Annotated in this window: 20 protein-coding genes and 1 riboswitch; of the genes, 4 read left to right on the forward strand and 16 right to left on the reverse strand. The window is 71.0% G+C overall.

Annotation, left to right across the window (positions count from 1 at the left end; all coding sequences use genetic code 11):
- Window positions 1–30: 30 nt before the first annotated feature.
- Window positions 31–1,674, reverse strand: a complete 1,644-nt coding sequence (locus tag AC5Y4Z_RS20360) for an acetolactate synthase (RefSeq protein ID WP_499966512.1) — start codon at window positions 1,672–1,674, stop codon at window positions 31–33.
- 70 nt (window positions 1,675–1,744) lie between these two features.
- Here AC5Y4Z_RS20360 and bacA point away from each other — a divergent pair, with 70 nt between their 5' ends.
- Both bacA and AC5Y4Z_RS20370 read left to right on the forward strand, forming a co-directional pair.
- Entirely contained in the window at window positions 1,745–3,664 is a 1,920-nt protein-coding gene (gene bacA / locus AC5Y4Z_RS20365) for a vitamin B12 ABC transporter pemease/ATP-binding protein BacA (protein WP_499966515.1), read from the forward strand.
- 239 nt (window positions 3,665–3,903) lie between these two features.
- Entirely contained in the window at window positions 3,904–5,094 is a 1,191-nt protein-coding gene (locus AC5Y4Z_RS20370; RefSeq protein ID WP_499966517.1) for a PE family protein, read from the forward strand.
- Window positions 5,095–5,213: 119 nt separating this feature from the next.
- Here the strand turns inward: AC5Y4Z_RS20370 and AC5Y4Z_RS20375 are convergent, their stop codons facing one another.
- The 3 genes from AC5Y4Z_RS20375 to AC5Y4Z_RS20385 all read right to left on the reverse strand — a co-directional run bounded on the left by AC5Y4Z_RS20375 (window position 5,214) and on the right by AC5Y4Z_RS20385 (window position 7,973).
- The gene (locus tag AC5Y4Z_RS20375; protein ID WP_499966519.1) at window positions 5,214–6,677 is read right to left on the reverse strand and encodes an FAD-binding protein; all 1,464 of its coding nucleotides are present in this window, start codon (window positions 6,675–6,677) and stop codon (window positions 5,214–5,216) included.
- On the reverse strand, window positions 6,674–7,174 hold the full coding sequence (locus AC5Y4Z_RS20380; protein WP_499966521.1) for a VOC family protein: 501 nt from the start codon (window positions 7,172–7,174) through the stop codon (window positions 6,674–6,676). Before AC5Y4Z_RS20380 ends, AC5Y4Z_RS20375 begins: the two co-directional genes overlap by 4 nt.
- Before the next feature lie 115 nt (window positions 7,175–7,289).
- The gene (locus AC5Y4Z_RS20385; protein WP_499966523.1) at window positions 7,290–7,973 is read right to left on the reverse strand and encodes a TetR/AcrR family transcriptional regulator; all 684 of its coding nucleotides are present in this window, start codon (window positions 7,971–7,973) and stop codon (window positions 7,290–7,292) included.
- Between the two features lie 113 nt (window positions 7,974–8,086).
- On the opposite strand from AC5Y4Z_RS20385, the gene AC5Y4Z_RS20390 reads away from it, so the two are divergent.
- Complete coding sequence (locus AC5Y4Z_RS20390) at window positions 8,087–8,533, forward strand: nitroreductase family deazaflavin-dependent oxidoreductase (RefSeq protein ID WP_499966524.1); 447 nt, start codon at window positions 8,087–8,089, stop codon at window positions 8,531–8,533.
- A 20-nt stretch (window positions 8,534–8,553) separates the two neighbouring features.
- Here AC5Y4Z_RS20390 and AC5Y4Z_RS20395 read toward each other — a convergent pair whose 3' ends face one another.
- Together AC5Y4Z_RS20395 and AC5Y4Z_RS20400 are read right to left on the reverse strand one after the other, a co-directional pair.
- On the reverse strand, window positions 8,554–9,231 hold the full coding sequence (locus AC5Y4Z_RS20395; protein ID WP_499966740.1) for an Rv1815 family serine proteinase: 678 nt from the start codon (window positions 9,229–9,231) through the stop codon (window positions 8,554–8,556).
- 97 nt (window positions 9,232–9,328) lie between these two features.
- Window positions 9,329–10,258 (reverse strand): sterol desaturase family protein, encoded by a 930-nt coding sequence (locus AC5Y4Z_RS20400; protein ID WP_499966525.1) that lies wholly within the window; start codon window positions 10,256–10,258, stop codon window positions 9,329–9,331.
- Between the two features lie 18 nt (window positions 10,259–10,276).
- Here AC5Y4Z_RS20400 and AC5Y4Z_RS20405 point away from each other — a divergent pair, with 18 nt between their 5' ends.
- The gene (locus AC5Y4Z_RS20405) at window positions 10,277–11,476 is read left to right on the forward strand and encodes an NAD(P)/FAD-dependent oxidoreductase (protein ID WP_499966527.1); all 1,200 of its coding nucleotides are present in this window, start codon (window positions 10,277–10,279) and stop codon (window positions 11,474–11,476) included.
- On the opposite strand, the gene AC5Y4Z_RS20410 is transcribed toward AC5Y4Z_RS20405, so the two are convergent.
- The 10 genes from AC5Y4Z_RS20410 to eccE form a co-directional block, all read right to left on the reverse strand.
- On the reverse strand, window positions 11,473–12,183 hold the full coding sequence (locus AC5Y4Z_RS20410; protein ID WP_499966529.1) for an MgtC/SapB family protein: 711 nt from the start codon (window positions 12,181–12,183) through the stop codon (window positions 11,473–11,475). The two genes, AC5Y4Z_RS20405 and AC5Y4Z_RS20410, sit on opposite strands and share 4 nt — an antisense overlap.
- A 114-nt stretch (window positions 12,184–12,297) precedes the next feature.
- Window positions 12,298–12,621: a DUF732 domain-containing protein gene (locus AC5Y4Z_RS20415; RefSeq protein ID WP_499966531.1), complete on the reverse strand. Its 324-nt coding sequence runs from the start codon at window positions 12,619–12,621 to the stop codon at window positions 12,298–12,300.
- Window positions 12,618–14,054, reverse strand: coding sequence for a PPE family protein (locus AC5Y4Z_RS20420; protein WP_499966533.1), 1,437 nt, complete (start codon window positions 14,052–14,054; stop codon window positions 12,618–12,620). Before AC5Y4Z_RS20420 ends, AC5Y4Z_RS20415 begins: the two co-directional genes overlap by 4 nt.
- Window positions 14,055–14,059: 5 nt before the next feature.
- On the reverse strand, window positions 14,060–15,370 hold the full coding sequence (locus tag AC5Y4Z_RS20425) for a PPE family protein, SVP subgroup (RefSeq protein WP_499966535.1): 1,311 nt from the start codon (window positions 15,368–15,370) through the stop codon (window positions 14,060–14,062).
- A gap of 370 nt (window positions 15,371–15,740) precedes the next feature.
- On the reverse strand, window positions 15,741–16,070 hold the full coding sequence (locus tag AC5Y4Z_RS20430) for a DUF732 domain-containing protein (RefSeq protein ID WP_499966537.1): 330 nt from the start codon (window positions 16,068–16,070) through the stop codon (window positions 15,741–15,743).
- Window positions 16,067–17,392 carry a PPE family protein gene (locus tag AC5Y4Z_RS20435; RefSeq protein ID WP_499966539.1) on the reverse strand — a complete coding sequence of 442 codons (1,326 nt, stop codon included), beginning with the start codon at window positions 17,390–17,392 and terminating at the stop codon, window positions 16,067–16,069. Before AC5Y4Z_RS20435 ends, AC5Y4Z_RS20430 begins: the two co-directional genes overlap by 4 nt.
- A 23-nt stretch (window positions 17,393–17,415) precedes the next feature.
- On the reverse strand, window positions 17,416–18,630 hold the full coding sequence (locus AC5Y4Z_RS20440; RefSeq protein WP_499966742.1) for a PPE family protein: 1,215 nt from the start codon (window positions 18,628–18,630) through the stop codon (window positions 17,416–17,418).
- A gap of 421 nt (window positions 18,631–19,051) precedes the next feature.
- Window positions 19,052–20,305 (reverse strand): PPE family protein, encoded by a 1,254-nt coding sequence (locus AC5Y4Z_RS20445; protein ID WP_499966541.1) that lies wholly within the window; start codon window positions 20,303–20,305, stop codon window positions 19,052–19,054.
- A 344-nt stretch (window positions 20,306–20,649) separates the two neighbouring features.
- Window positions 20,650–20,826: riboswitch (M-box (ykoK) riboswitch) on the reverse strand.
- Window positions 20,827–20,895: 69 nt separating this feature from the next.
- The gene (gene eccA, locus AC5Y4Z_RS20450) at window positions 20,896–22,728 is read right to left on the reverse strand and encodes a type VII secretion AAA-ATPase EccA (RefSeq protein WP_499966543.1); all 1,833 of its coding nucleotides are present in this window, start codon (window positions 22,726–22,728) and stop codon (window positions 20,896–20,898) included.
- Window positions 22,725–23,921 carry a type VII secretion protein EccE gene (gene eccE, locus AC5Y4Z_RS20455; protein WP_499966545.1) on the reverse strand — a complete coding sequence of 399 codons (1,197 nt, stop codon included), beginning with the start codon at window positions 23,919–23,921 and terminating at the stop codon, window positions 22,725–22,727. The genes eccA and eccE overlap by 4 nt, the downstream gene beginning before the upstream one ends.
- Window positions 23,922–23,939: the final 18 nt, after the last annotated feature.

The raw sequence follows: 23,939 nt of genomic DNA on the forward strand, positions 1-23,939 counted from the left end.
ATGCGGACGCTCGCCGCCCGTCGGGACCGATCAGGCGAGGTTGGATCGGCGCGGATAGGCCACCTCTGGATCGGTCAGCACGTTGACGAGGGCGGGCAGGCCGCTGGCGAAAGCGCGTTCGAGTGCGGGCCGCAGCTCGGTGGGCGCGGAGACCAGCTCGCCGTGGCCGCCCAGGGCGCGCACCACCTCGTCGTAGCGCGTGCCCGGACGCAGCTCGGCCACCACCGAATAGCCGTAAAGCGCTTCCATCGGGTGCTTTTCGAGCCCCCAGATCCCGTTGTTGCCGACCACCGACACCACCGGCACGTTGTGCCGGACCAGCGTGTCCCACTCCATGCCGCTGAAGCCGAACGCGCCGTCGCCCTGCAGCAGTACCACCTGGCGATCGGGCCGGGCCAGCTTGGCGGCCAGCGCGTAGCCGGGGCCCGAGCCGAGGCAGCCGAAGGGGCCGCTGTCCAGCCAGCAGCCCGGCAGGTAGCTGTCGATCACCCGCCCCGCGTACGACCCGAAGTCCCCCGCGTCGATCACCACGATGGCGTCGCGGTCCAGCAGCGGCGCCAGCTCGGCGTACACCCGCATCGGGTGCAGCGGGATCCGGTCGTCGCCGAGCTCGGCCGCCTCCTGGCCACGCGCGGCGGTCTCGGCCGCCCGCAGCTCGTCGACCCAGCCCTGGTGGTCGGCGCCGCCCGTTTCCGCCAGGGCCGTCAGCGTCGAGGTGAGGTCGCCGTACAGCCCGGCCGCGATGGCGCGCGGATGCTCGCGCGCCGGTTCGGCACGGTCGGCGACGACGAGCTGGGTCTCGGGCCCGAACACCTTACCGAAGCCCAGCCGGAAATCCATTGGCACGCCGACGATCAACGCCACGTCGGCCTCGCCGAGCGCCTTGCCGCGGACGCGCGAGAACGCCATCGGGTGGTCGGCGGGCACGACGCCGCGGGCCATCCCGTTCATCAGCACCGGGATCCGCCGTTGCTCTGCCAGCCGCAGCAGCGCCGCCTCGCCCCGGCCCCACCACACGTTGGTGCCCGCCATGATCACCGGCCGGCGCGCCCCCGACAGCAGGGCCGCCGCGCGGTCCATCGCGTCGCCGTCCGCGGCGGGGTCCGGCGGCGGCGCGGCCAGGGCGCCGGGGCCGTTGTCGTCCTCGGACATCGAAAAGGCGTGGTCCATCGGAAAGTCGACGAAACCCACGCCCGACGGGGCGCCGACCGCCGCCCGCAGCGCCTCGTCGACCAGGCGCCCGGCGTCGGCGGCCGACTGCGCGGTGGCCGCGAACCGCGCCAGCGGGGCCACGAACGGCACGTGGTCGATCTCCTGCAGCGAGCCCATGCCCCAGCGCAGCGCGGGCGCGCGGCCGCCGAGCACCACCAGCGGCGAGGAGTTCTGCTGCGCGGCGGCCATCGCGCTCATCCCGTTGGTGACGCCCGGCCCGGCGGTCAGCGCGGCCACGCCCGGTACGCGCGTGACCTTCGACCAGCCCTCGGCGGCGAACGTCGCGGTCTGCTCGTGGCGGGTGTCGATCAGCCGGATGCCCTCGTCGCGGCAGCCGTCGTAGACGGAGAACAGGTGGCCACCCGACAGCGTGAAGACGGTGTCGACGCCGCTGGCTTTGAGCCGGCGGGCGATGAGTCGGCCGGCATGCACGGTCTGGCTGGATGGAGCGTCGATGCTCATCTGCGCAGCCTATCGAGAATCGCTCGGGTAGCTTGCGGGGAAGCAATCGCCGCAGAAGGAGACGTCGAAGTTGGACTCGAAGCTGTTCAAACCGTCCATCGATTGGTCGACGGCGTTGCAGGATTCCCTGCGGTGGCTCGCCATCGCGTGGCTGATCGGCGCCGTCTGCCTGCTGGCCGTGCTGGTGGCCTTCCGGTACTTCACCCCCTGGGGGCGGCAGTTCTGGCGGATCACTCGCGGCTACTTCGTCGGCCCGACCGCCGTCAAGGCGTGGCTCGGGCTCGGTGTGCTGCTGCTGCTGGTGCTGTTTTCGGTCCGGCTCAACGTGCTGTTCAGCTATCAGAGCAACGACATGTACACCGCGTTGCAGGTGGCACTCAAAGGGCTCGCCACGGGTAACGACGAGGTCAAACAGTCTGGGATGCATAACTTTTGGGTCTCGCTGGGGATCTTCATCCTGCTGGCGGCCATCTTCATCGCCCGGGTGATCCTCGACATCTACCTGACCCAGCGGTACATCATCGCGTGGCGCGTGTGGCTGACCGGACATCTCACCGACGACTGGCTGGACGGCCGCGCTTATTACCGGGACCTGTTCATCGACAACACGATTGACAACCCTGACCAGCGCATCCAGCAGGATGTCGACATCTTCACCGCGGGGGTTGGCGGCACCCCGAACATCCCGTCCAACGGGACCACCAACACCCTGCTGTTCGGCGCCGTCAATGCGGTGGCATCGGTGATCTCGTTCGCCGCGATCCTGTGGAATTTGTCCGGAAACTTCGATCTCTTCGGTGTGAACGTGCCGCGGGCGATGTTCTGGACCGTCCTGATCTATGTCTTGATTGTGACGGTGGTCGCGATTTGGCTTGGGCGCCCGCTGATTTGGCTCAGCTTCAACAACGAGAAACTCAACGCCGCGTTCCGCTACGCCCTGGTGCGGTTGCGCGACGCCGCGGAGGCGGTGGGCTTTTACCGCGGTGAGCGCGTCGAACGCACCCAATTGTGGCGGCGCTTCACGCCGATCATCGGCAACTACCGCAGGTTCGTCCGCCGGACCATCATCTTCAACGGGTGGAACTGGTCGGCCACGCAGACGATCATTCCGCTGCCGTTGGCGATTCAGGCGCCGCGCCTGTTCGCCGGGGAGATCGCCTTCGGCGATGTCACCCAGACCGCGCAGGCGTTCGGCAACATCAACGACTCACTGTCGTTCTTCCGCAACAACTACGACGCGTTCGCGGCGTTCCGGGCGGCGATCATCCGGTTGCACGGTCTCGTCGACGCCAACGCCCGCGGCCGGGCGCTGCCCGCGCTGCTGGTCAAACCCAGCGAGGACACCGCCGTCGAGCTCGCCCACGTCGAGGTGCGCACGCCCGACGGGGATCAGCTGATCGACTCGCTGGACGTCCAGCTGGACACCGGGGACACGCTGGTGATCACCGGGCGTTCGGGCGCCGGCAAGACCACCCTGCTGCGCAGCCTGGCCGAATTGTGGCCGTACGCGTCGGGGACGCTGTGCCGGCCCGAGGGCGACAACGCGACGATGTTCCTGTCGCAGCTGCCGTATGTGCCGCTGGGCAGCCTGCGCGGGGTGGTGTGCTACCCGAATGCGCCGGACAACGTCTCCGACGACGAACTGCGCGACGTGCTGACCAAGGTGGCGCTCACGCCGCTGTACGACCGGCTGGACGAGGAGGAGGACTGGGCCAAGGTGCTCTCCCCCGGGGAGCAGCAGCGGGTCGCGTTCGCCAGGATCCTGCTGACCAAGCCGCGGGCGGTCTTCCTCGACGAGTCCACCTCCGCGCTCGACGAGGGTTTGGAGTTCGCGCTCTACCAGCTGTTGCGCGCCGAGCTGCCCGAGTGCGTCGTGGTCAGTGTCAGCCATCGCCACACCGTCGAGCAGCACCACGAGCAGGAGCTGCACCTGCTCGGCGGGGGCCAATGGCGCCTGGGCCCGGTGGAGAAGGAACCCGCTCAGGTTTGACGCCTTCGGGCGCCTGCGCCGCGGCGTTGCCGAGTGTGAAATTCGCGACGCGTCGCCCGCGTGTCGCGTCGCAGGATTCACACTCGCGTGGATATTGTCCCGCCCCCGGTGCAGCCGGGGTCGATAGGCAGATCTGACTATCCAGCAGCACCGCCGAAATGCCTCGTTGTGGTCATGACGCTGGCGGGACCCGCCCCATATCGTCGCGGCACGTAGCCATCGCCGTTCGGAGGTCTCACATGTCGTTCGTGATTGCGGCGCCGCCGATTTTGGAGGCGGCGGCGACGGATTTGGCAAGTCTGGGTTCGGCGGTCATGACTGCTCATACGGCTGCGGCCGCCGCGACGACGGAGCTGGCGGCCGCCGGTGGTGACGAGGTGTCGGCGGCTGTCGCTGCGGTCTTTTCCGGACACGCGCGGGACTGGCAGCAGCTCGCCGACGAGGCGGCGTCGTTTCATGAGCAGTTCGTGCGCGTCCTCGCCGCTGCGGCGGGCTCGTACGCGGCCACCGAGGCCGCCAGTGTCAACCCGCTAGAGGGACTGCTGGATCTGGTGAATGCCCCCACGCTGGCCTTGTTGGGCCGACCCTTGATCGGCAACGGCATCAACGGGGCGCCGGGGACCGGGGCAAACGGCGGGGACGGCGGGATATTGATCGGCAATGGCGGGGCCGGTGGCTCGGGTAGCCCCGGCGCAGCGGGCGGCCACGGCGGCGCGGGCGGATTGCTGTTCGGGACGGGTGGAACCGGCGGTGCGGGTGGGGACACCGGCGCGGGCTACGCCGGCGCAGGCGGCGCCGGCGGCGCTGGTGGGCTGCTGTTCGGCGCCGGCGGCGCGGGCGGCGCCGGTGGTGTCGGCGGACCCGCTGCCTTTTTCAGTGCCGGCGGGGCGGGTGGCGCCGGCGGGGCCGGTGGGCTGTTCGGCGGGGCCGGTGGAGTCGGCGGGGTGGGCGGATTGGGCGCCACCGGTGGTGGCGGGGCCGGTGGTGCCGGCGGCGCCGGTGGGCTGCTGTTCGGCGCGGGCGGCACCGGGGGTGGCGGCGGCTACGGCACCGCCGGTGGGACGGGCGGTGCCGGTGGGATCGGTGGCAACGCCGGCTTGCTGTTCGGCGCGGGCGGTGACGGCGGAGCCGGCGGCTCCAGCGTCACAGGCGTCTCCGCCAATGGCGGGACGCTGTCGGGTGCCGGCGGTGACGGCGGCGGGGGCGGGGCCGGTGGGCTGTTCGGCGACGGCGGTGACGGTGGCGCCGGCGGATACGGCGGCGGAATACGTCCGGGCGGCAACGGCGGACACGGCGGCAACGCCGTCCTGATCGGCAACGGCGGTAACGGGGGCAACCCCGGGCTAGGCGGAAACGCCGGCCGCATCGGGGCCGGCGGCGCGGGTGGGCTGCTGGGCGCCGACGGACACGATGGGTTCAAGCCGGAGTAGTCGGCGCCGCGCCCCCGGCCCCTCGGGCCGCGTGCGCTGCGGCGGTGCCGAGTGTGAAATTCGCGACGCGTCGCCCGCGTGTCGCGTCGTGTGATTCACACTCGCGGGTTAGCGGCGGGTTAGCGGCTTGCCGCCGCGTGCGCTCCGGCGCGGCGCCCGAAGAACGAACCCTCACCCAGCTGCGTGCCGCTGGCGTACCCCTTGCCGTCCTGGGCGATGTTGGACGCGCACGCGCCCACCGCGTACAGGCCGGGCACCGCCGAGCCGTCCTCGCGCAGCACCTCCCCGTCCACCGACGTGGCCAGCCCCCCGACCGTGAAGCCGGCATACATGGCCTTGCCCAGCGACATGTCGAACGCGCCCCACGGTCCTTTGTCTTGCGGCGCAAGGAATTCCGGCTGCTTGTGGAAGTCGGGGTCCTCGCCGCGCGCGGCGTGGCTGTTGTAGCGGTCCAGCGTCGCGACCAGGTTGCCGGCCGGGATACCCAGCGCGGCCTCCATCTCGGTGACGGTCTCCCAGCCGTCGATCAGCGGCACCAGCGGCATCTTGGGATGCTCGAGGTGCGCCTCGTCGACGATCAAGAACGCCGCGCTGTCCGGCTGGTCCATGATGAACCCCGCGGTTCGGGAGTGGTAGGAGTCCTCGGCGACGAAGCGCTGGCCGAGCTTGTTCACGACGATCCCGGTCAGCAGGATCGACGGCGGGTACGGCGGGGCGGTGATGAAGATCTGGTCCATGTGCTGGGTGGCGCCGCCGGCGGACACGCCCATCCGGATGCCCAGCCCGTCGTCGTAGGTGTTGCCGAGGACGAACGGCTTCTCCGCCAGCTTCGGGGTGTACTCGGCAACCATCTCCGGGTTCATCACGAATCCGCCGGCAGCGATGATCACCGACTTTGCCCTGATCGCACCGGTCTCGGAGAACTGCTTCCACGCCACGCCCGCGACGGCTCCCGACCCGTCGACGACGAGCTGGGTGGCGCCGGTCTCGTAGCGGACCTGCACGCCCAGGCTGGCGGCGCGCTTGAGGAGCAGCTCGATCACCATGCTGGCGCCGCCGGTGTCGCCGGGCACGGGCACCTTGTGCCCGCGCGGCGCCGGCACCGCCCGCTCCAGGAAGGGCCACACCTTCTCGTTGCCGGTGAACATCAGCCCCTCGGTGTTGGGCTGGATCACCGCCTTGCCCGGGAAGTAGCTTCGCTCGAACTGGAATCCCAGCGCCTCCAGCCAGTCGAAGTGCTCGACGCTGCCGTCGCAGTAGGCGCGAATCTTGGCGTGGTCCGGCTCGCGCGACACGGCGACCAAGTACTTGTACATCTCCTCGGGCGAGTCGGGGTGGCCGGTCGCCTGCTGGACGGCCGTCCCGCCGCCGAGGTAAAAGTGGCCCCCCGCAAGCGAAGTGGTGCCTCCGGCCGCCGCGGCGCGCTCGAGCACCAGCACCCGCGCGCCGGCGCCCAGGGCCTCTGCGGCGCTGACCGCCGCGCACCCGCCGCCGATGCCGAAACCGATCACCACCACGTCGACGTCGTCCGACCACGACGTCACGGCGTCCGCGTTGATGGTTGCCGGGATCTCGGTGCTCACCGCTGCTCCTGTTTGATGTAGTCGTAGAAGGCCCGCATCTCCGGTGAGACGTAGGCGATTTCCAGAAACGGCACCCCGGCCTGCGGCGCCGAGATGTAGGCGAACTGGATGCCGCCGGGCATCACGCCCTGCTGCACCACCGGGGCGCCGCGCTCGGCCGCCGCCGACAACGCCGCGTCGAATTGCGCGGGGCTGTCGGCCTCCACGCAGATGTGGTGCAAGCCCGGCCCGGACTCCCGCAAAAAGTCACTATAGATGTTCTCCCCGCGCACCGGTGAGATCAGCTCCAGCTGCATGTCCCCGAGATAGCTCAGGGAGATGCCGGCGACGAAATCGGCGGGCTCGCCGTGGTAGCTGCAGGCATCCGGAGCAAAGTGCACGTCGGGGATGCGTACCCATTTCCGAACGCCTAACAGGCCGGTGAGGGCCGTTTCGGTGGCGTCAAGGTCCTGGGTGACCCACGCGATTTGCGTCGGCGACTGAACGGGAAGGGTCATCGCAACGCAGGATATCCCAGCCCGCGCTCGGGCGGGAAGGCCCGGGAAAGGCTTTGCCGCGGGCATCCGCGCCACCACCGCAAAAGCGCAATGAACACGTTCTAATTTGCCGCGATCAGTGCTGGCTCAGCACGTCCACCAGCAGCCGAAGCTGCGCGTCGAACACCGCCGCCGGGTCGGTCAGCGTGTCGGCGCCGTATTGCCCGAACACCTCGAGGCTGATCGCGCCCAGCACGCCCGCCCACAGCAGGAAGCATTTCGCGATCACCCGGTCGTCGCCGGGAAACCCGAATTCGTGGCGAATGCGTTCGAAGTCCGACGACATCGGTTGCGGCGCAAGATCATTCGTCAACCGGATGTCGCCGGTGGCGATCCCGGCCGCCACCGCGTCGAACAAGGCCCCCACCACGCGGGTTCCGGCGGCGACGGTGCGCTCCGGCGGCGCGTGGTATCCGGGGACGGGGCTGCCGTACAGCAGGGCCCAGCGCGACGGGTGGGCCACCGCCCACCGCCGCGTCGCGCGCGCGATGGCGATGACGTCGTCGCTCCACAGCTCGCCGACGGTCTCGCGGGCCCGGTCCACGGCGTCGGCGAGGTCGGAGTAGGCGTCCACCAGCAGCAGGGTCAGCAGCTCGTCGCGACTGGACACGTACCGGTACACCGCCGAGGACACCATGCCCAGGTCGCGGGCGATCGCCCGCACCGACAGCCCGCCGGCGCCGCGCTCCACCAGTTGCCGGCGACCCAGGTCGACGATTCGCGCCTCGATCTGCTCCCGCGACTCCTGGCGCTTGCCCACGCGGCCAGTCTGGCACAACCGAGATCACTGCTCTTGCTTTTCGGCCCGCGCTGTGGCAGCGTGTCCGCCAACGAGAGCACCGCTCTCTCGAGCCTGGCGGAAGGACGCACCAAATGGCCACGCGCTACGACGAACCCAACCGGGCGGCCCGCGCCGCCAACGCGGTGATCCGTTGGCTCGCCGAGCTGGGCATCAGCATCGCCGGGACCCGCGCGCTGCGCGTGCGCGGGCGCAAGAGCGGCAAACCGCGCGCGGTGGTGATCAACCTGCTGACCCTCGACGGCGTGGACTACCTCGTCTCGCCCCGCGGCAACACGCAGTGGGCGCGCAACGTGCGGGCGGCCGGTGCCGTCGAGGTGGGCCCGCGCTGGCGCCGGCGAGAGGCCCGGGCGGCCGAGCTGGACGACGCCGCCAAGCCGGAGGTGCTGCGGCGCTACCTGGCCCGGTGGTACTGGCAGGTCAAGGATTACGTCGGCGGCCTGACGCCGGACTCCACCGACGAGCAGCTGCTGGCGGGGGCGCCGCGGATCCCGGTGTTCGCGCTGACGCCGGCCGCCTAGGCAGGGACTCAGCCAGGGACTCAGCTGGGATTGGTCGTCGCCCCGAGGTCCTGGCGGACCTGGTCGGAGGTGGCCCGCCACGACACCGCCGCGGGCAGATCCCCCCAGACGCTGTTGAAGATCCCGACGATCTGCCCCGGGCCACCGTTGGGCGCCAGGTAGACGGGTCCCCCGGAATCGCCCCTGCCGCTCTGCACGCCGTGCGACATGGTGAACCAGCCGTTGTTGACGCTTTCCACGGTCCCGCACGTCTCACCCGTGATGACGCCGAAGTGGCAGACCGCCTGCCCGGGCTGCAGCGCCGCGCCGGGGTTCGATTCCAGTGGGCGCCCGCCCGGCAGGATGTTGTTGGCGCTGACGCCGCTGTCCAGCACGATCGCCTCGTAGTCGGAGATCACCTGGTCGGTGGCCACCGTGGTGCCGCTGGGCGTGTTGTCGCGGAACGTCGCCAGCCGGCCGATGACGTTGTGGTCCCGATCGAAGACGGTGCCATTGCCCCGGCAGTGGCCCGCGGTGAAGGCGATCTTCAGTGCGGGGTCGACGTAGCCCAGGGTGCAGACGCGGTTGTCCTGGCGGATTTCCATGCCCGGATACACCACCGGGGGGTCTGCTTTGGCCGTCACAGGCGTCAACCAGGATGCGAGTGCCGCGGCGCAAGCCGACGCGGCCAGTGAGCGCATTGCCAGGCGGTGCACGATGAGCTCCGATCCGTCCGGGAAACAAACCGACCCACGGGTTGAGGCTATGTCTTAACGTCACCCCGCGTTGATCATTTCGTTACCGGCGGCCGCGGCGTTACCCCGGGGTGGCCAGCGGGGCCGCGGCCACGGGTTGGCCGGCCGCGCGGGGCGCCCAGCCGGGCGGGCCGAACACGTAGGCCAGCCGGTCGCGCAGCCGGCTCGCCGATCTCCAGTCGCGGGCGATCGCGACGTATTCGCGGGTCTGCAGGTTCCAGATGTTGAACGTGTCGACCCGCTTGGTCAGCCCGTAGTGGGGCCGGAACACCTCGGCCTGGAAGGTGCCGAACAACCGGTCCCAGACGATCAGGATGCCGCCGTAGTTCTTGTCCAGATACGGCTGGTCCATCCCGTGGTGCACGCGGTGGTGCGACGGGGTGTTGAAGATGAACTCGAACGGCCGCGGCAGCTTGTCGATGCGCTCGGTGTGGATCCAGAACTGGTAGATCAGGTTCACCGAAAACGCGAAGAACACCATCCACGGCGGAATCCCCAACAGCGGCAACGGGATCCACATCAGGATCTCGCCGCTGTTGTTCCACTTCTGGCGCAGCGCGGTGGCGAAGTTGTAGTACTCGCTGGAGTGGTGGGCCTGGTGCGTCGCCCAGATCAGCCGCACCCGATGGGCGATGCGGTGATACGCGTAGTACAGCAGGTCGACGCCGAGGATCGCGATCACCCAGGTGTACCAGCGCGCCGGCGACAGGTGCCACGGCGCCAGGTAGGCGTAGATCGCGGCGTAGCCGAAGAGGGCCAGCGTCTTCCAGGCGGCGGTGGTGGCGACCGAGACCAGCCCCATCGAGATGCTCGCCACCGAGTCGCGGGTGAAGTGGGCCCCGGAGGCGGGCCGGGCGTCCTCGAGCTGTTCGAGTTTGCGGGCCGCCGTCCACTCCAGGGTCAAAAGCAGCAGGAAAAACGGGATCGCGAACAGCACAGGGTCCCGCATCGGCGGTGGCAGCGCGGACAAGAACCCGGCGAAGGCGTTCACATGGATAGATTACGACTCGTGACCGGCCCGAAGCGCGTGGTGGTGATCGGCTCGGGATTCGCGGGGTTGTGGGCCGCGCTCGGCGCGGCGCGGCGGCGCGACGAGCTCGCCGGCACGCTCGACATCACCGTGTTGAGCGCCCAGCCGTTTCACGACATCCGGGTGCGCAACTACGAGGCCGACCTCAGCGCCTGCCGCATCCCGCTCGCCGGCCTGCTCGACCCCGTCGGGGTCGCGCACGTCGCCACCGAGGTCACCGCCATCGACACCCGCGCGCGCACCGTCACCGCCTCGGACGGACTGACCTGCCGCTACGACCGCCTCGTGCTGGCCGCGGGCAGCCACGTGCTCAAACCCGCAGTGCCGGGATTGCGCGAGTTCGGTTTCGACGTCGACACGTACGACGGCGCCCTCGCGCTGCAGCGCCACCTGAGCGCGCTCGCCGGCGCGGCGCCGACGCCGGCGGCGGCCACCGTCGTCGTGGTGGGTGCCGGGCTGACCGGCATCGAGACCGCCTGCGAGCTGCCGGGACGGCTGCGCGCCCTGTTCCCGGGCGTGCGACCCCGGGTGGTTCTGGTCGACCGTAACCCCGCGGTGGGCTCCGACATGGGCGACTCGGCGCGGCCGGTGATCGAACGGGCCCTGGCCGAGGCGGGCGTCGAGACCAGGACGGCGGCCGGGGTCGCGGAGGTCACCGGGCGCGGGGTGTCGCTGTCGACGGGTGAGCAGCTGGACGCGGCCACCGTGGTGTGGAGCGCGGGCATGCGGGCCAGCCCGCTGACCGAGCAGCTGCCGGTGCCACGCGACCGACTGGGCCGGGTGGAGGTCGACGACTTCCTGCGGGTGGTCGGCGTGCCGTCGGTTTACGCCGCGGGCGACGTGGCCGCCGCCCGCATGGACGACGAGCACCTGTCGGTGATGTCGTGTCAGCACGGGCGCCCGATGGGCCGCTACGCCGGTTACAACGTCGTCAGCGACCTGCTCGGGGCGCCGCCGCTGGCGCTCCGGATCCCTTGGTACGTCACGGTTCTCGATCTCGGACCGGCCGGCGCGGTTTACACCGAAGGGTGGGACCGCGCCGTGGTGACAACGGGCGCGCAGGCCAAGGACGTCAAGCGGACCATCAACACCCGCCGCATCTATCCCCCGCTGACCGGCAACCGCGCCGACCTGCTGGCGGCGGCGGCACCGCAGCTGCAGGACCGGCCTCAGGTCTAGTCCGCCTGCGCCTGCTCGCCGGCGTACCAGTGCACGGCGTAAATGCCCGGCTGCAGCGACAATTCGGCCACCAGCCGCTCCAGGCGGGCGGGCGTGTGGCCGCCCATCAGCAGGTGGGCGGTCAGCGTGATGTTGCCGTCCTCGCCGGCCTGCCCGGTGTGGATGCCGCGCAGCGTGATGTCGTTGCTGGCGGTGTGCTGCACGATCTGGGCGCGGGCATACTTCGCGGATTTGGGGCGGCAGATCACCTGAATCCGGTAGGGCTGCAAGCCTTCGTCCTCGTCGTCGGTGTTGTCACGATCGATCAGCCGGCCGAGCGGCCGCCCGAACAGGTGGATGGCGATGACGGTGCCGGTGCCGATCAACGTGAAGACCAGGTGCCCCGACGCCGCCAGCACGCCGATGGCCGCCGAACACCACAGCGTGGCCGCGGTGTTGAGGCCGCGGACGTTGACGCCCTCGCGCAGGATGACACCGCCGCCCAGGAACCCGATGCCCGACACCACATACGACGCGACCCGGGTGGGGCTGCTGTCCGTGGTGGCCGCCGCATACAAGACGAACAGCGTCGCCCCGGCGGCCACCAGCGCGTTGGTGCGCAGCCCGGCCCGGCGCGCCCGCCACTGGCGCTCGAGGCCGATGAGCGCGCCACAACCCACCCCGACGGCCAGCCGGAGCGCGAAATCCGCGATGGTCAGCGTGTGCACGACCCGATTTTCCCTCCCCGCCCGCGACGACGGACGGTCGCGGGGGCCTGCAGCCAAGCACACCGAGGTGAACGGCAGGTGGACCGCCCGCGCGCGGTAGGCGTCGGCCGGGCGCTACGCCTTCGAAAGTTGGTGGGGGCAATAGTATTTCGCGGCGATCATGGCGAAATGGGAGGCGTTCTCCAGGTCGAATCCGGGGTTGTGGGTCTTCACGTCCTGGACGAGTTCCAGGCCGGACTCGCCGTTGTTCAGGCACGTGCACACCGCCTTGCCCGACGCGACGGCCGCATCAGGGCTGGCGTAGCCGATGCCGACCTGGTGCAGCGCGGCGAGAAAGCCGGCGTCGTCACCCGCCACGGGCGGCGGCGGGTCGGCGTAGGCGGGTGCGGCGATGCCGATCATCACCGCGACCCCGACCGTCGTCAGTGCCAGTCTCATGATTCATCACCTTCCCAATAGCGTTGCGCGCCAACCGCATTAGGCATCGGCGCCACGACCTGTGGTTTGTCGCCCTTGCGCAGGTGCACGGCATGGATGCCGGGCTTCTTGGACAACTGCTCGAGCAGCGCGTCCAGACCGTCCTGGTCGACGTCGTGGTGTTGCACGCTTTCGGGCTTTTCCGAAATCTGGGCGACCACCCGCTTCAGGTGCTCCGGGGAGTTGGCGTCCTTGAGGTCCTTGATCGGGGTGATGCGGCCCCGGACGCCGGCGCGGCGCACCACGTCGGGGGCGCCGGCGCCCGCGGCGCTGCCGAGCATCCCCGCCAGCGACATCGCGCCGAGCAGTCCGCCCTCGCCGAGCGCGGCGGCGGGCACCGCGTCGGGCCCGGCGGCCGACAGGGCGGCCGCGACCGTCCGGATGGCCGGGGTGGCCGTGGCCCAGCTCGGCGGGACCGACAGCTTGCCCACCAGCGTGCCGGCGTTGCCCATCCCCGCCGACACCGCGTTGTACAGCGTGCCCCGGCCGAATCCCAGCGCGCCCAGCCCCGCGCCCAGCGCGTCCTTGGGCAGCGCGCCGTATCCGGCCGGCGGGGCGAACTTGAGGACCTGCGACAGCGGGAAGTTGATCAGCAGCCCGACGTCGTTGAACTGCGTGGTGAACCCCAGCGGGACCTTCACCGCGGAGTACAGGGCCGCGAACGTCGAGGCCCCGTTCGGGCCGAAGAGGCCGTTCAGCAGGCCGGTGACGGTGGCGGTGTAGGAGTTGCTCAGGTTGGCGCCGGTCTGCAGCAGCCACGACGCCGGGCTGGACAGCGACGAGAGCGACGAGACGGCCGACTGCGCGCTGCCGGCCGACGTGGCGGCGGCCTGAGTCAGTGCCGCGGCCTGGCCGGCCGTCCCACCGCCGTTGGTGATCGGTGGGGCCGCGGTGAACGGGCTGACGTCGGACGCGGCCGCCGACGAACCGGCGTAGCTGTCCATCGCCAACGCGTCCTGCGCCCACATTTCGGCGTACTGGATCTCGGTCGCCGCGATCGCGGCGGTGTTCTGGCCGAAGACGTTGGTGGCCACCAGCTGCGTCAGCTGGGTGCGGTTGGCCGCGATGACCGCCGGCGGGACGTGCGCGGCGAACGCCGTCTCGTAGGCCGTCGCCGCCACGATGGCCTGGGCGGCGGCCTCGGCGGCCTGGCCCGCGGCCCCCTGCATCCACGCCAGGTACGGCGTGACGGCGGCGACCATGCCGACCGACGACGGGCCCAGCCACGACTGGCTCGTCAGGCCGTCGATGACCGACGAATACGCGGACACCGCGGACTGCAGCTCGCCGGCCAGCCCCTCCCAGGCCGCCGCGGCCTCCCGCATCGAGCTTGCGCCCGGACCCGCGTAGATCCGGCCCGAGTTGAACTCCGGTGGAAACGCTGCGTAGAACATCGCTCTCAGTCCTCCATGGCGGGAATGACGATGATCGTCGCGGCGGCCGCACCGCCTTCGACGACGCCGCCCAGCGAGCCGGCGGCGCCGCCACCGGCGGACTGGAACGAGGCGGCGGCGCCCACCGCGCGGCCCGCCAGGCTCGACAGGGCCATCTGGCCGAACACGCCGCCCTCGTCGGCGAGCGAGGCCGCCGGCACCGCAGCGGCGTTGGCGGGCAGCACCTGCGCGAGCGTTCGGATCGCCGGCGCGGCCTCGGTCCAGCCCTGCGGCACCGACATGCTCCCCACCAGGGCCGCTTTGCCCATGGCGCCCGACGCCGGCGACCCCACCGCCGAACTCAGCATCGGTTTCACGGCGCCCTGGGTCAGGGGCGCCAGCGCCCCGCTGATGGCCTTGGGACCCGCCAGATAGGCGGCGGCGCCCTGCCCGTTCTGCCCCCAGGCGTAGGCCTGCCCGAACGACAGGAAGGGGCCGCCGGGAATCGCGCTCCAGCCCTGCAGGGAGTACGTCCCGGTGAGGGCCCCCACGATGGTGTTCCAGTTGGACAGGTCGGTGCCCAGGCCCGCCGGCCAGCCCGACAGCGACGGCAGGTTGGCCAGCTGCGGCAGCTGCAGGCCCGCCAGCAGGTTGCCCGACGTCGTCGGCGAGTTGACCAGTCCGCTGCCGAGGCTTTGCAGCGCGGTGGGCAGCGAGTTGACCAGCTGGGACAGTTCGGTGCCGATGTTCGCCCCGCCGGTCCCGGCGGACTGGGAAACCGCGGCCGCCTGCGCCGGCGCGGCCGCGGGGTTGGTGGTCTGCGGCGGCTCGGTGAACGGCATCAGCTGCGACGCCGTTGCCGACGCGGCCGCATAGGAGTACATCGCGGTCGCGTCCTGGGCCCACATCTCGGCGTAGTGCGCCTCGGTGGCCGCGATCGCCGGCGTGTTCTGGCCCAGGAAGTTGGTGGCGATCAGCGCCGCCAGCAACGCCCGGTTGGCCGCGACCACCGGCGGGGGCACCGTGGCCGCGAACGCCGCCTCGTAGGCGCCGGCGGCGACCTTGGCCTGGCTGGCCGCCGCTTCGGCCTGCGCGCCCGCCGCGCTCATCCACGCCACGTAGGGCGCGGCCGCGCCCGCCATCGCGACGGCGGACGGGCCGGTCCAGGGCCCGGTCGCGAGGCTCTCGATCGTGGAGCCGTAGGAGGCCGCCGCCGACTGAAGTTCCGTCGCCAGGTCGTCCCACGCCGCCGCGGCCGCCAGCAGCGGCCCCGCACCGGCGCCGACGTACATCCGGCCGGAGTTGACCTCCGGCGGCAGCGCACCGAAATCGAACATCTACTCCCCTCCGGTCCCCGGCGGCCAGGCGCGCGCGGCTTTGCGGCCAAATACGAATTGTTGAATTCGACGGTGAATCAACACAAAACCGATTGATGAAGCCGGCGTACGCGCGTTACGGAATCGCGTCAGCTAGTCACCATTTTGACGGAGAATATTCAGCGGGCGTTCCCGCTTGGTAATCGCGACGTAAAAAGAAACTCTCTGGCCCGTGAGGTCGCGTGTGAGGCACCGGTCAAGCGGCTGAAAGCCGGATCGCGGCATTTCCAGGAAACTGCCAGCCGGGAACCAGCGATGCGCCAGAATTGTCGATTATCTTTTGGCGGGCGTCAAATAAAGTCGTTTTGTTGCGCACACCATAATGCGGCGATTAACGGCCCTTGGGCGTCAGGTGTTCGGGACAGTAGGTATTGGACACGATCGCGGCGAAGCGGGCCGCGCCGTCCATCGTCATGCCGGGATTTTGATCCTTGATGTCGTGGACGACCTGCAAACCGGTTTCGCCCTTGCGCATCATCCCGCACACGGCCTGGGCGGACGCGATCACCTGGCCCGGGCTGGCGTAGGTGAACCCGGCGTGGTCCAGCGCGGCCAGAAAGGCCGCGTCGTCCGCGTCGGGGTCGCCGGGCGGCTCGGCGTGCGCGGGCACCGCGAGCCCGATCGCGGTGACCGCGCCGGCCAGCGCCAGTAGCCGTTTCACGGCACCCTCGATTGCGCGCCGGGCGGTGTCACCGCCGGCTTGTCCCCGCCGGAGACGTGCACCGCGTGGATGCCGGGCTTCTTCGACAACCGGTCGAGCAGGGCGTCGAGCCCGGCCTTGTCGACGTTCCAGTGCTGCACCGCCTCCGGTTCCTTCTGCAGCTTGGCGATGACGTGGTCGAGTTTGACGGGCTCGACGGTCCCCTTGCCGCCGGCGGCGCGGGCGCGGGCACCGCTCCCGCTGAGCACCTGCGGGACGGTGCCGAGGGCGCCCCCGGTCATGGCGCCCAGCGCCATTTGGCCGACCAGGCTGCCGGGGATGCCCGCCTCGGCGGCCGCGGCCAGGCTGGTGGCCGGCAGCGCGCTGGTGGCCATCCTGATCGCCGGCGTCGCCGACGCCCAGCTGGGCGGCACGGACAGTCGGCCCACCACGTTCGCGTCGCCCGCGCTCGCCGACACCGCGCCGGCCAGGCCGGCCGAGCGCAACCCCAGCCCGGCGCCCAGCGCCGACTTCGGGATGTCGAGGGCCGCGGCCGGGGGCGTCCAGAACATCTTGAACTCGGTCATGCCGAGGTTGACCGGGCTCATGCTGTCGTTGGCCACCGTGCTGAACCGGCCGATGTCGGCGAGGATGCCGAAACTGTTCTCCCACGTCGCCGCCGCCAGGGGCGACCCGGTCATGGTGTTGAGCAGCTGGCCCCAGAACTCCATGTAGCCGCGCGACGCGTTGCCGATCGCCTCCAGCAGTTGCGTGACGACGTCGAAGGGGAAGGCCGCCTGGGCGGCGATCCCGGATGCCGCGGCGGTCGGCGGCGGCTCGGTGAACGGCGCCAGCCGCGAGGCGGCCGCCGACGAGCTGGCGTAGCCGAGCATCGCGGACGTGTCCTGCGCCCACATCTGGGCGTACTGCGCCTCGGTGGCGGCGATGGCGGCGGTGTTCTGCCCGAAGACGTTGGTGGCCACCAGGATTGCCAGCTGGGTGCGGTTCGCGGCGATCTCCGGCGGCGGCACCACCGCCACGAACGCGGTCTCGTACGCGCTCGCGGCCGCCCTGGCCTGCTCGGCCGCGGCGCGGGCCTGCGCCGAGGTTTTCGACATCCACGCGACGTACGGCGCGGCCGCGTCGGCCATCGCGACCGATGACGGACCGGTCCACGCGTCGTTGGCCAGGCTGGCGACGACGGAGGCGTAGGAGCCCGCCGCGGACTGCAATTCAACGGCCAGCCCGTCCCAGGCGGCCGCGGCAGTGAGCATCGGCCCCGCCCCCGGGCCGGCGTACATGGCGGCGGAGGTGATCTCCGGCGGTTGGAATGCGAAAGTCATTGCGGCACCTCGAAATCCCTCGTCTAGTCCGCCGGGATCACGATGATGGTGGCGGTGGTCGCTGCCGCGGTCAGGTCCTCGGCCACCCCGACACCGGCGGCCCCGCCGGCGCTGCGCACGGCGGTGCCGGCCAGGGCGCGCCCGGCCAGGCTCGCCGCGGCCATCCCGCCGAACAGCGCGCCGGGCGAGACCGCGGTCCCCGCCGGGAGCGCGCCCAGGGGCGCGGACGGCAGGACCGACGAGACCGTCCTGAGCACCGGGGCGGCGGTGACCCAGCCCTGCGGCACCGACAGCGACCCGACCAGGGTGGAGCGGCCCATGGACCCCGACACCGCCGCGGCCGCCGGGTCCGGCGCCACCCAGGAGATGTATCCGGTCCGCAGCGGCGCCAGCGCCCCGGAGATGCCCTTGCCACCGCTGAGCAGTTCGACGACGCCCGGGGCGTTTTGGGACAGGCCGAGGGCCTGCAGCGACAACAGCCACCAGCCGCCGGGCACGATGACCGCCCCGATGGGGCTGTAGGCGCCGGTGACGGCCGCGAAAAAGGGCCGCAGATTCGACACGACGGGATAGAGGGCGTCGATGATCGACGCCGCCGGCTTCACTGAACCCAGGCCCTGCAGCGCGCCGGGCACCACGCCGATCAGCGCCGACAACTGGGTCTGCAGCTCCGACACGGGCGCGGCGGCCGCCCGGGCCGCGGCCGCCGACGCGTCGGTGGTCTGGGGCGGCTCGGTGAACGGGGTCAGGCGCGTGGCGGCCGCCGACGAGGCGGCGTAGGCGTACATCGTCACGGCGTCCTGTGCCCACATTTCGGCGTAGTGCGCCTCGGTGGCCGCGATCGCGGCGGTGTTCTGGCCGAAGACGTTGGTGGCGACGAGCGCCGCCAGCAGGCTGCGGTTGGCCTCGATCACCGGGGGCGGCACCGTCGCGGCGAACGCGCTCTCGTACGCCGCGGCGGCGGCCGTGGCCTGCATCGCCGCCTGCTCCGCCTGTCCCGCCGTCGCCGTCATCCACGCCACATACGGGACGGCGGCGGCCACCATCGCCGCCGACGCCGGGCCTTGCCAGGGCCCGACGGCCATGCCCTCGATCGTCGAGCGATAGGACGCGGCGGCCGAATGCATTTCGGCGGCCAACGCATCCCAGGCCGCCGCGGCGGCCAGCATCGGTCCCGACCCCGGACCGAGGTACATCCGCCCGGAATTGACCTCGGGCGGAAGCGCCCCGAAATCCACGAACACGCCGGTCGCCTCCGGATTACTTACGGTGTGCGGGCGCGTTGACTGCCTCGGTCGGTGCGGACGCCACCGAAAGCCCTTCGGCGGCAACGAGAGTCACTTCCCGCCGCCACCGCGACTCCGCCCCCGCGGTCACTACGGACATGGATTACCTCCCTGGTCGCCATGCTGCTAGGAACCTGGCGGCCTTACGCATTCCTCCGGTTCCTTAGATGGCCGCCATGCTAATCAGGGACCTGTGGGCCAGCTGTCAACTTTGTGTGGTTCATATGAAATCCATCAGATCGGCCTCTGACTCACCGAGATGTCCAGTGTCCGACGGCCTTTCGGGGACCGGCGCGACCGAAAGACGGCCCTGGGCAAATGTTGATATGGGCAACTAACGCCAACGGCGTTGCGGCTGACGGGATCCGGCGCGCTACCCCGCCGCCGGCGGGCGCGAGACGAACGTGGGACGGAAGCCGTACTGCGGCACGGCGCGCCCGTACGCTTGCGCGTTCATCGGCGCCATCGGCATTCCGGGCACGCCGGGCGTCCCGGCCGGCGGTGGCGTCATCGGCGTTCCGCCCAGCGCCGAGGCCAGCGGGCTGGCCAGCGGCGCGGGCGCCGTCCAGCTGGGCGGCACCGACAACGCGCCGATAGTCGGGGAGTGGCCGAGGGCGGCCGAGACGGCGTTGCCCAGCCCGCCGATGCCGCCGACGGGACCCGCGAGGGCCTCGCCGAGCGCACCGGTGGCCGCCTGCCCCGCCGCGTCGCCGACGGCGTTGCCGGCGGCCTGGGCGCTTGCCAGCCCGAGGAACGGCGCCATCGTGTTGCTGGGCATGTAGAACCCGGACGAGAAGACGGTGTTCCAGATGTTGGCGTTCAGCAACTGCCCGAAGGCGGTGTTGTCGCCGCCGATCAGGTTCATCAGCCCGTCCAGCCCGGCGGTCTCGCTCGCCGAGCCGGGCGCGAAGGGATCCATCGCGCCCAGGCCGCCGCCCAGGCCCGTCGCCTGTGACGACGCCGGCGAGGACAGGCCCTGCAGCGTGGTGGGCAGCGCGGACATCAGCTGCGACAGCGTGCCCTGCTGGGTGCCGGCCGGGGTCGCGGCGGCCTGGGCCACCGCGGCCGACTGTGCGGCCGGCCCGCCGGGGGTGGTGGTCTGCCGGGGCCCGACGAACTCGCTCAGCCGGGTGGCCGCCGCCGAGGACGCGGCGTAGCCGTACATCGCCGCGGCGTCCTGCGCCCACATCTCCAGGTATTGCGCCTCGGTGGCCGCGATCGCCGGCGTGTTCTGGCCCAGAATGTTGGTGGCGATCAGCGCCATCAGCTGGGCGCGGTTGGCCGCGATCACCGGCGGCGGCACCGTGGCGGCGAACGCGGCGTCGTAGGCCGCCGCCGCGGCCTCGGCCTGGGCGGCGGTCTGCAGGGCCTGCTCGGCCGTGGTGTCCAGCCACGCCACGTACGGCGCGGCCGCGGCCGACATCGCCGCCGACGCCGGGCCGTGCCACTCGTCGCCGCTCAGCGTCGACAGCACCGAGCCGTAAGACTGTGCGGTGGAACGCAATTCGGCGGCCAGCCCGTGCCAGGCCGACGCGGCGGCCAGCATCGGTCCCGAACCGGGGCCCGAGTACATCCGGGCGGAGTTCACCTCGGGCGGAAACATTGCGAAGTCCAGTGCGACGGTCATCGTCAGCCCTCCCCCAATGGTGTTGCGCCCCAGGCGGATACCTCGATCCGCGCCGACGGGCGCACAATGACAAACGACATCGGAATGCTCCTCACGAAAGGGGACCGAACCCGGGCTACCGGCGAGTTCTGGCCACTTTCCGCGGGCGGGGCGCGCGGAGGAGACCGGTCGGAACGGACCGTTCAGACTGTCAGAGAGACGCCGGGTTCGGATCGAGACGAAATGGTCGATCTGGGATACGGACTATCGTCGGGACTCATTTCGCTCTCACCTCCTCACGGCCAGGGCACACGGGGATGCCACTACGTGCACGCGGGGAGAAGCGCCCGGAAAAACGCCCGGACGCGGCACCCCTCTCGTCAGAGCTTTGGCACCACACGGCGTATCCGGCTCGTTTCGGGCCGGAAGCCACTTGGGCTCAACCCTTAAGCCGGGAAGAGCTGTCCTGACCCTGGGCGTCTTTCGACGTTGGAGGTCAGTGGCCTGTATCCGTGCAGACGCCTCACCTAGCGAGGTGCTTGCAGAGGCCATCGTGGCATCGAAGCGCAAGCCAGTCAAGTTCGTTGCGAAACGCTTGCAACAGCTTTGGCTCAGGTCGTCTTCTTCTCCGCCACCGCCGCGCGCAGGCCCTCGGCGAGGTCCTCGGCCGTCAGCTCCTTGAACCGCAGCAGCTGGGCCTCGCTGAAGTCGCTGAGATCGCTGGCCAGCACCGCGTCCAGGTCCTCGTCGTCCAGGCGGAAACTGCGGTGGTCGCGCGCCTTTTCCACCACGTTGCGGACGAAGCCGGCGTTGCCCAGGGTGTCGATGCCGCGGATCAGGTCCCCGTCCTCGGAGTAGCTCTCGTCGACGTAGAACTTCGTGTACGACGGCAACAGCGCCTCGGCCGCTTCGTCGGCGATGACGTCCTCGTTCTCCCGGCCCATCAGCTTGGTCAGCGCGACCAGCTCCTCGGGGGTGTAGCTGAAGAACTCGATCACGGTCGAAAAGCGCCGCCGCAGACCCTGATTCACCTCGAGCATCTTGTCCATGGCCTTGGCGTAGCCCGCGCCGAAGACCACCAGCTCGTCGCGATGGTTCTCCATGTACAGCAGCAGCGTGTTGATGATCGCGTTGCCGTAGGGGTCGCCCTGGTGGTAGCCCGTCTCGTGCAGCGTGTGCATCTCGTCGAAGAAGACGGCGCCGCCCAGCGCGCCCTCGAGCATCTCCTCGGTGTTCTTCTCGGCGTCGGCCATGTAGCGCCCCAGCAGCTTGGTGCGGCTGGTCTCCACCACCACGGGCTTGCGCAACACCGTGAGCCCGCACAGCTGCTTGGAGAACGCCCGCGCCACCGACGTCTTGCCGGTCCCGGGCGGCCCCAGCAACAGGGTGTGGCGCGACGTCACCGGCACCGGCAGGCCCATCTTGGCGCGGGCCAGGTTCACCTTGGTGGTCGACTTGATCAGCTTGATTTCCCGCTTGGCCCGCTCCATGCCCAGCATCGCGTTGAGCTCGGCGTCGCCCTCGGCCAGGTACTTGGCGGCCTCCTGGGCGTGGCGGGCGGCCTCGGTCTGCGCGCGGCTCGGCGCGCTGTCGGGGTCCCACGGGTTGGTGCGTGCCTCGATGGTCTCGGGGTCGGTCAGCACCAGCCGGTAGTTGGGGTTGTCCAGGGCTTCGCGCGCCGGGCCGAACTTCGGGTCCCGCGAGTACACCCGCCGCAACAGCTCGACGGCCTCCTCCTCGCGGCCGACGTGCCGCAGGCACATGCCCTGGGTGTACAGCGCGATGTTCGCCGCGCCCGGCACCCGGTCGCCCTCGACCGCGGCCTCGCCGCGCCGGAACGCTTCCTCGAAGACCCCCAGCGACGCCAGCGCCGTCGTCGCCATCGCCGCGCCGGCGGCCTTCAATTCCGGGTGGCGCCAGGTCTTTCCCTCGGGGAACGCGAGCAGCACGTCGGGCCAGCGCCCGGTGCGGAAGTACAGCACGCCCCGCACGTAGTTGACCACTTCCTCGTCGAACGGGTGCCGGGGCTCGACGCCGTCGAGCAGCGTGGCCGCTTCCTCGTAGCGCTTCGCCTCGGCGAGCACGGCGGCGTAGGCGCACGCCAGCGACTCCACGCTGGTGACGGCCAGGCGCAGGAACAGCCCGTCGGAGACCTCGGGCCGGAACTGCAGGTCGGTGACCCCGAGGCGGCGGGTCTCCCAGCCGAACGTCCGGACCGCGGCCCACGCGCCGGCGAGCACCTCGATGCTCTGGTCCCCGGCCAGGATGCGAGCCAGCCAGCCGTCGCACATCGCCGGATCCAGCGTGGTCGCGGTGGTGAACATCTGCGCGGCCACCTGCGGGTTGTGGCTGGGCTGCAGCCCGTTCACCGAAATGCCCGACGCCAGCAGGCCGGCGACCATGGCGTTGCGGGCGTCTTCGGCGGTCGATTGGGAGCGCGTCATTGCGCCGCGGGCACGCTCGCCGCGCCCTCCCGCACCTGCCCGACGGACAGCACGAGGTCATCGTCGTCGAGCAGGGGCCGGCTGGGCACGGTCAAGAGCGGGCGGGCCGCCGGGGCGGGCAGGCTGGCGCGCACCGCCGCCAGCTGGCGCCCGGTGAGCCGGTTGAGTCCCGACCAGACGCTCCTGGGCAGCCGGCGCTCGCTGTGGTAGCGCACCCAGGCGGACAGCTGCGGCCGGCCGCCGCGGGTGACGAGGCGGATCGTGACCACCGCGGCGCCCACGTCGGGCGACAACAGGTCCTCCAGCGTCTCCGTGCTGATGTCCGCGGGCGTCAGCCAGAAGCTGGCGGCGAACCCGTTGAAGTGCTTGAGGTGCCGCCAGCCGGGACGGCTCCAGGTCGGCTCCAGGTCGGCCAGCACGGCGCTGTCGACCTCGGCGAGCTCGTCGGCGGTCAGCGGCCGGGCCGCGCAGTTGGGGCCGTCGAGATCCTGGGCGAGCCGCTCGGTGGCCGCCACCAGCGTCGACGCGAGCGAGTCGCGGGCCGCGACGGCGGCGACGTTGCGCTGCGGGTTCATCCGCAGCACCAGCCAGGTGCGGCGCACGTAGGAGGTGGGTTCGTCGCTGACCAGCCCCCACTCCTCGGGCCCCCAGTCGTCCAGCTTGGACGACTTCTCGGCCGCGTTCCCGCCGCGGCGCACCTTCATCGACACGATGTCGATGCCGTCGAGGTGAATATCGAACTGGCGCAAGCCATCCGCGACCGCGTCCAGCGGCAGGACGGCCGCCTTGGTCTTGTGCCGGTGGCGCCCGGAGTCGTCGTCGCCGCCGTCGACGGCGATCACCGTCACCAGGTGGCCCTCGTACTGCCGCACGCCGACGGTGTCGCGCCCGAAGCGGCGCTGGTGGTCGATCGCGGGGGTGCAGCCGGCCGTCAGCGCGGTGCCCGGGTCGGCCGACCAGTCCCACAGCCAGGTGGCCAGGCCGGAGGTCACGGTCAGCCCGTGGTGGGTGACCAGCGACAGCAGCGTCACCAGCGCCGCCAGGCCCACGCCCACCCAGAACGCGATGCGGTGTTCGCCCTGCCACGACGCCGGGCAGTGGCTGGCCACCAACAGGATCAGGACGTCGATCAGAAACACCGCCGTGACCCGCGGCCACGACAGAGACAAACCAAAACTGCGCTGAGCCTTCATTGCTATCGCTGCTCCGAC

Source organism: Mycobacterium sp. NGS63 (assembly GCF_059812295.1).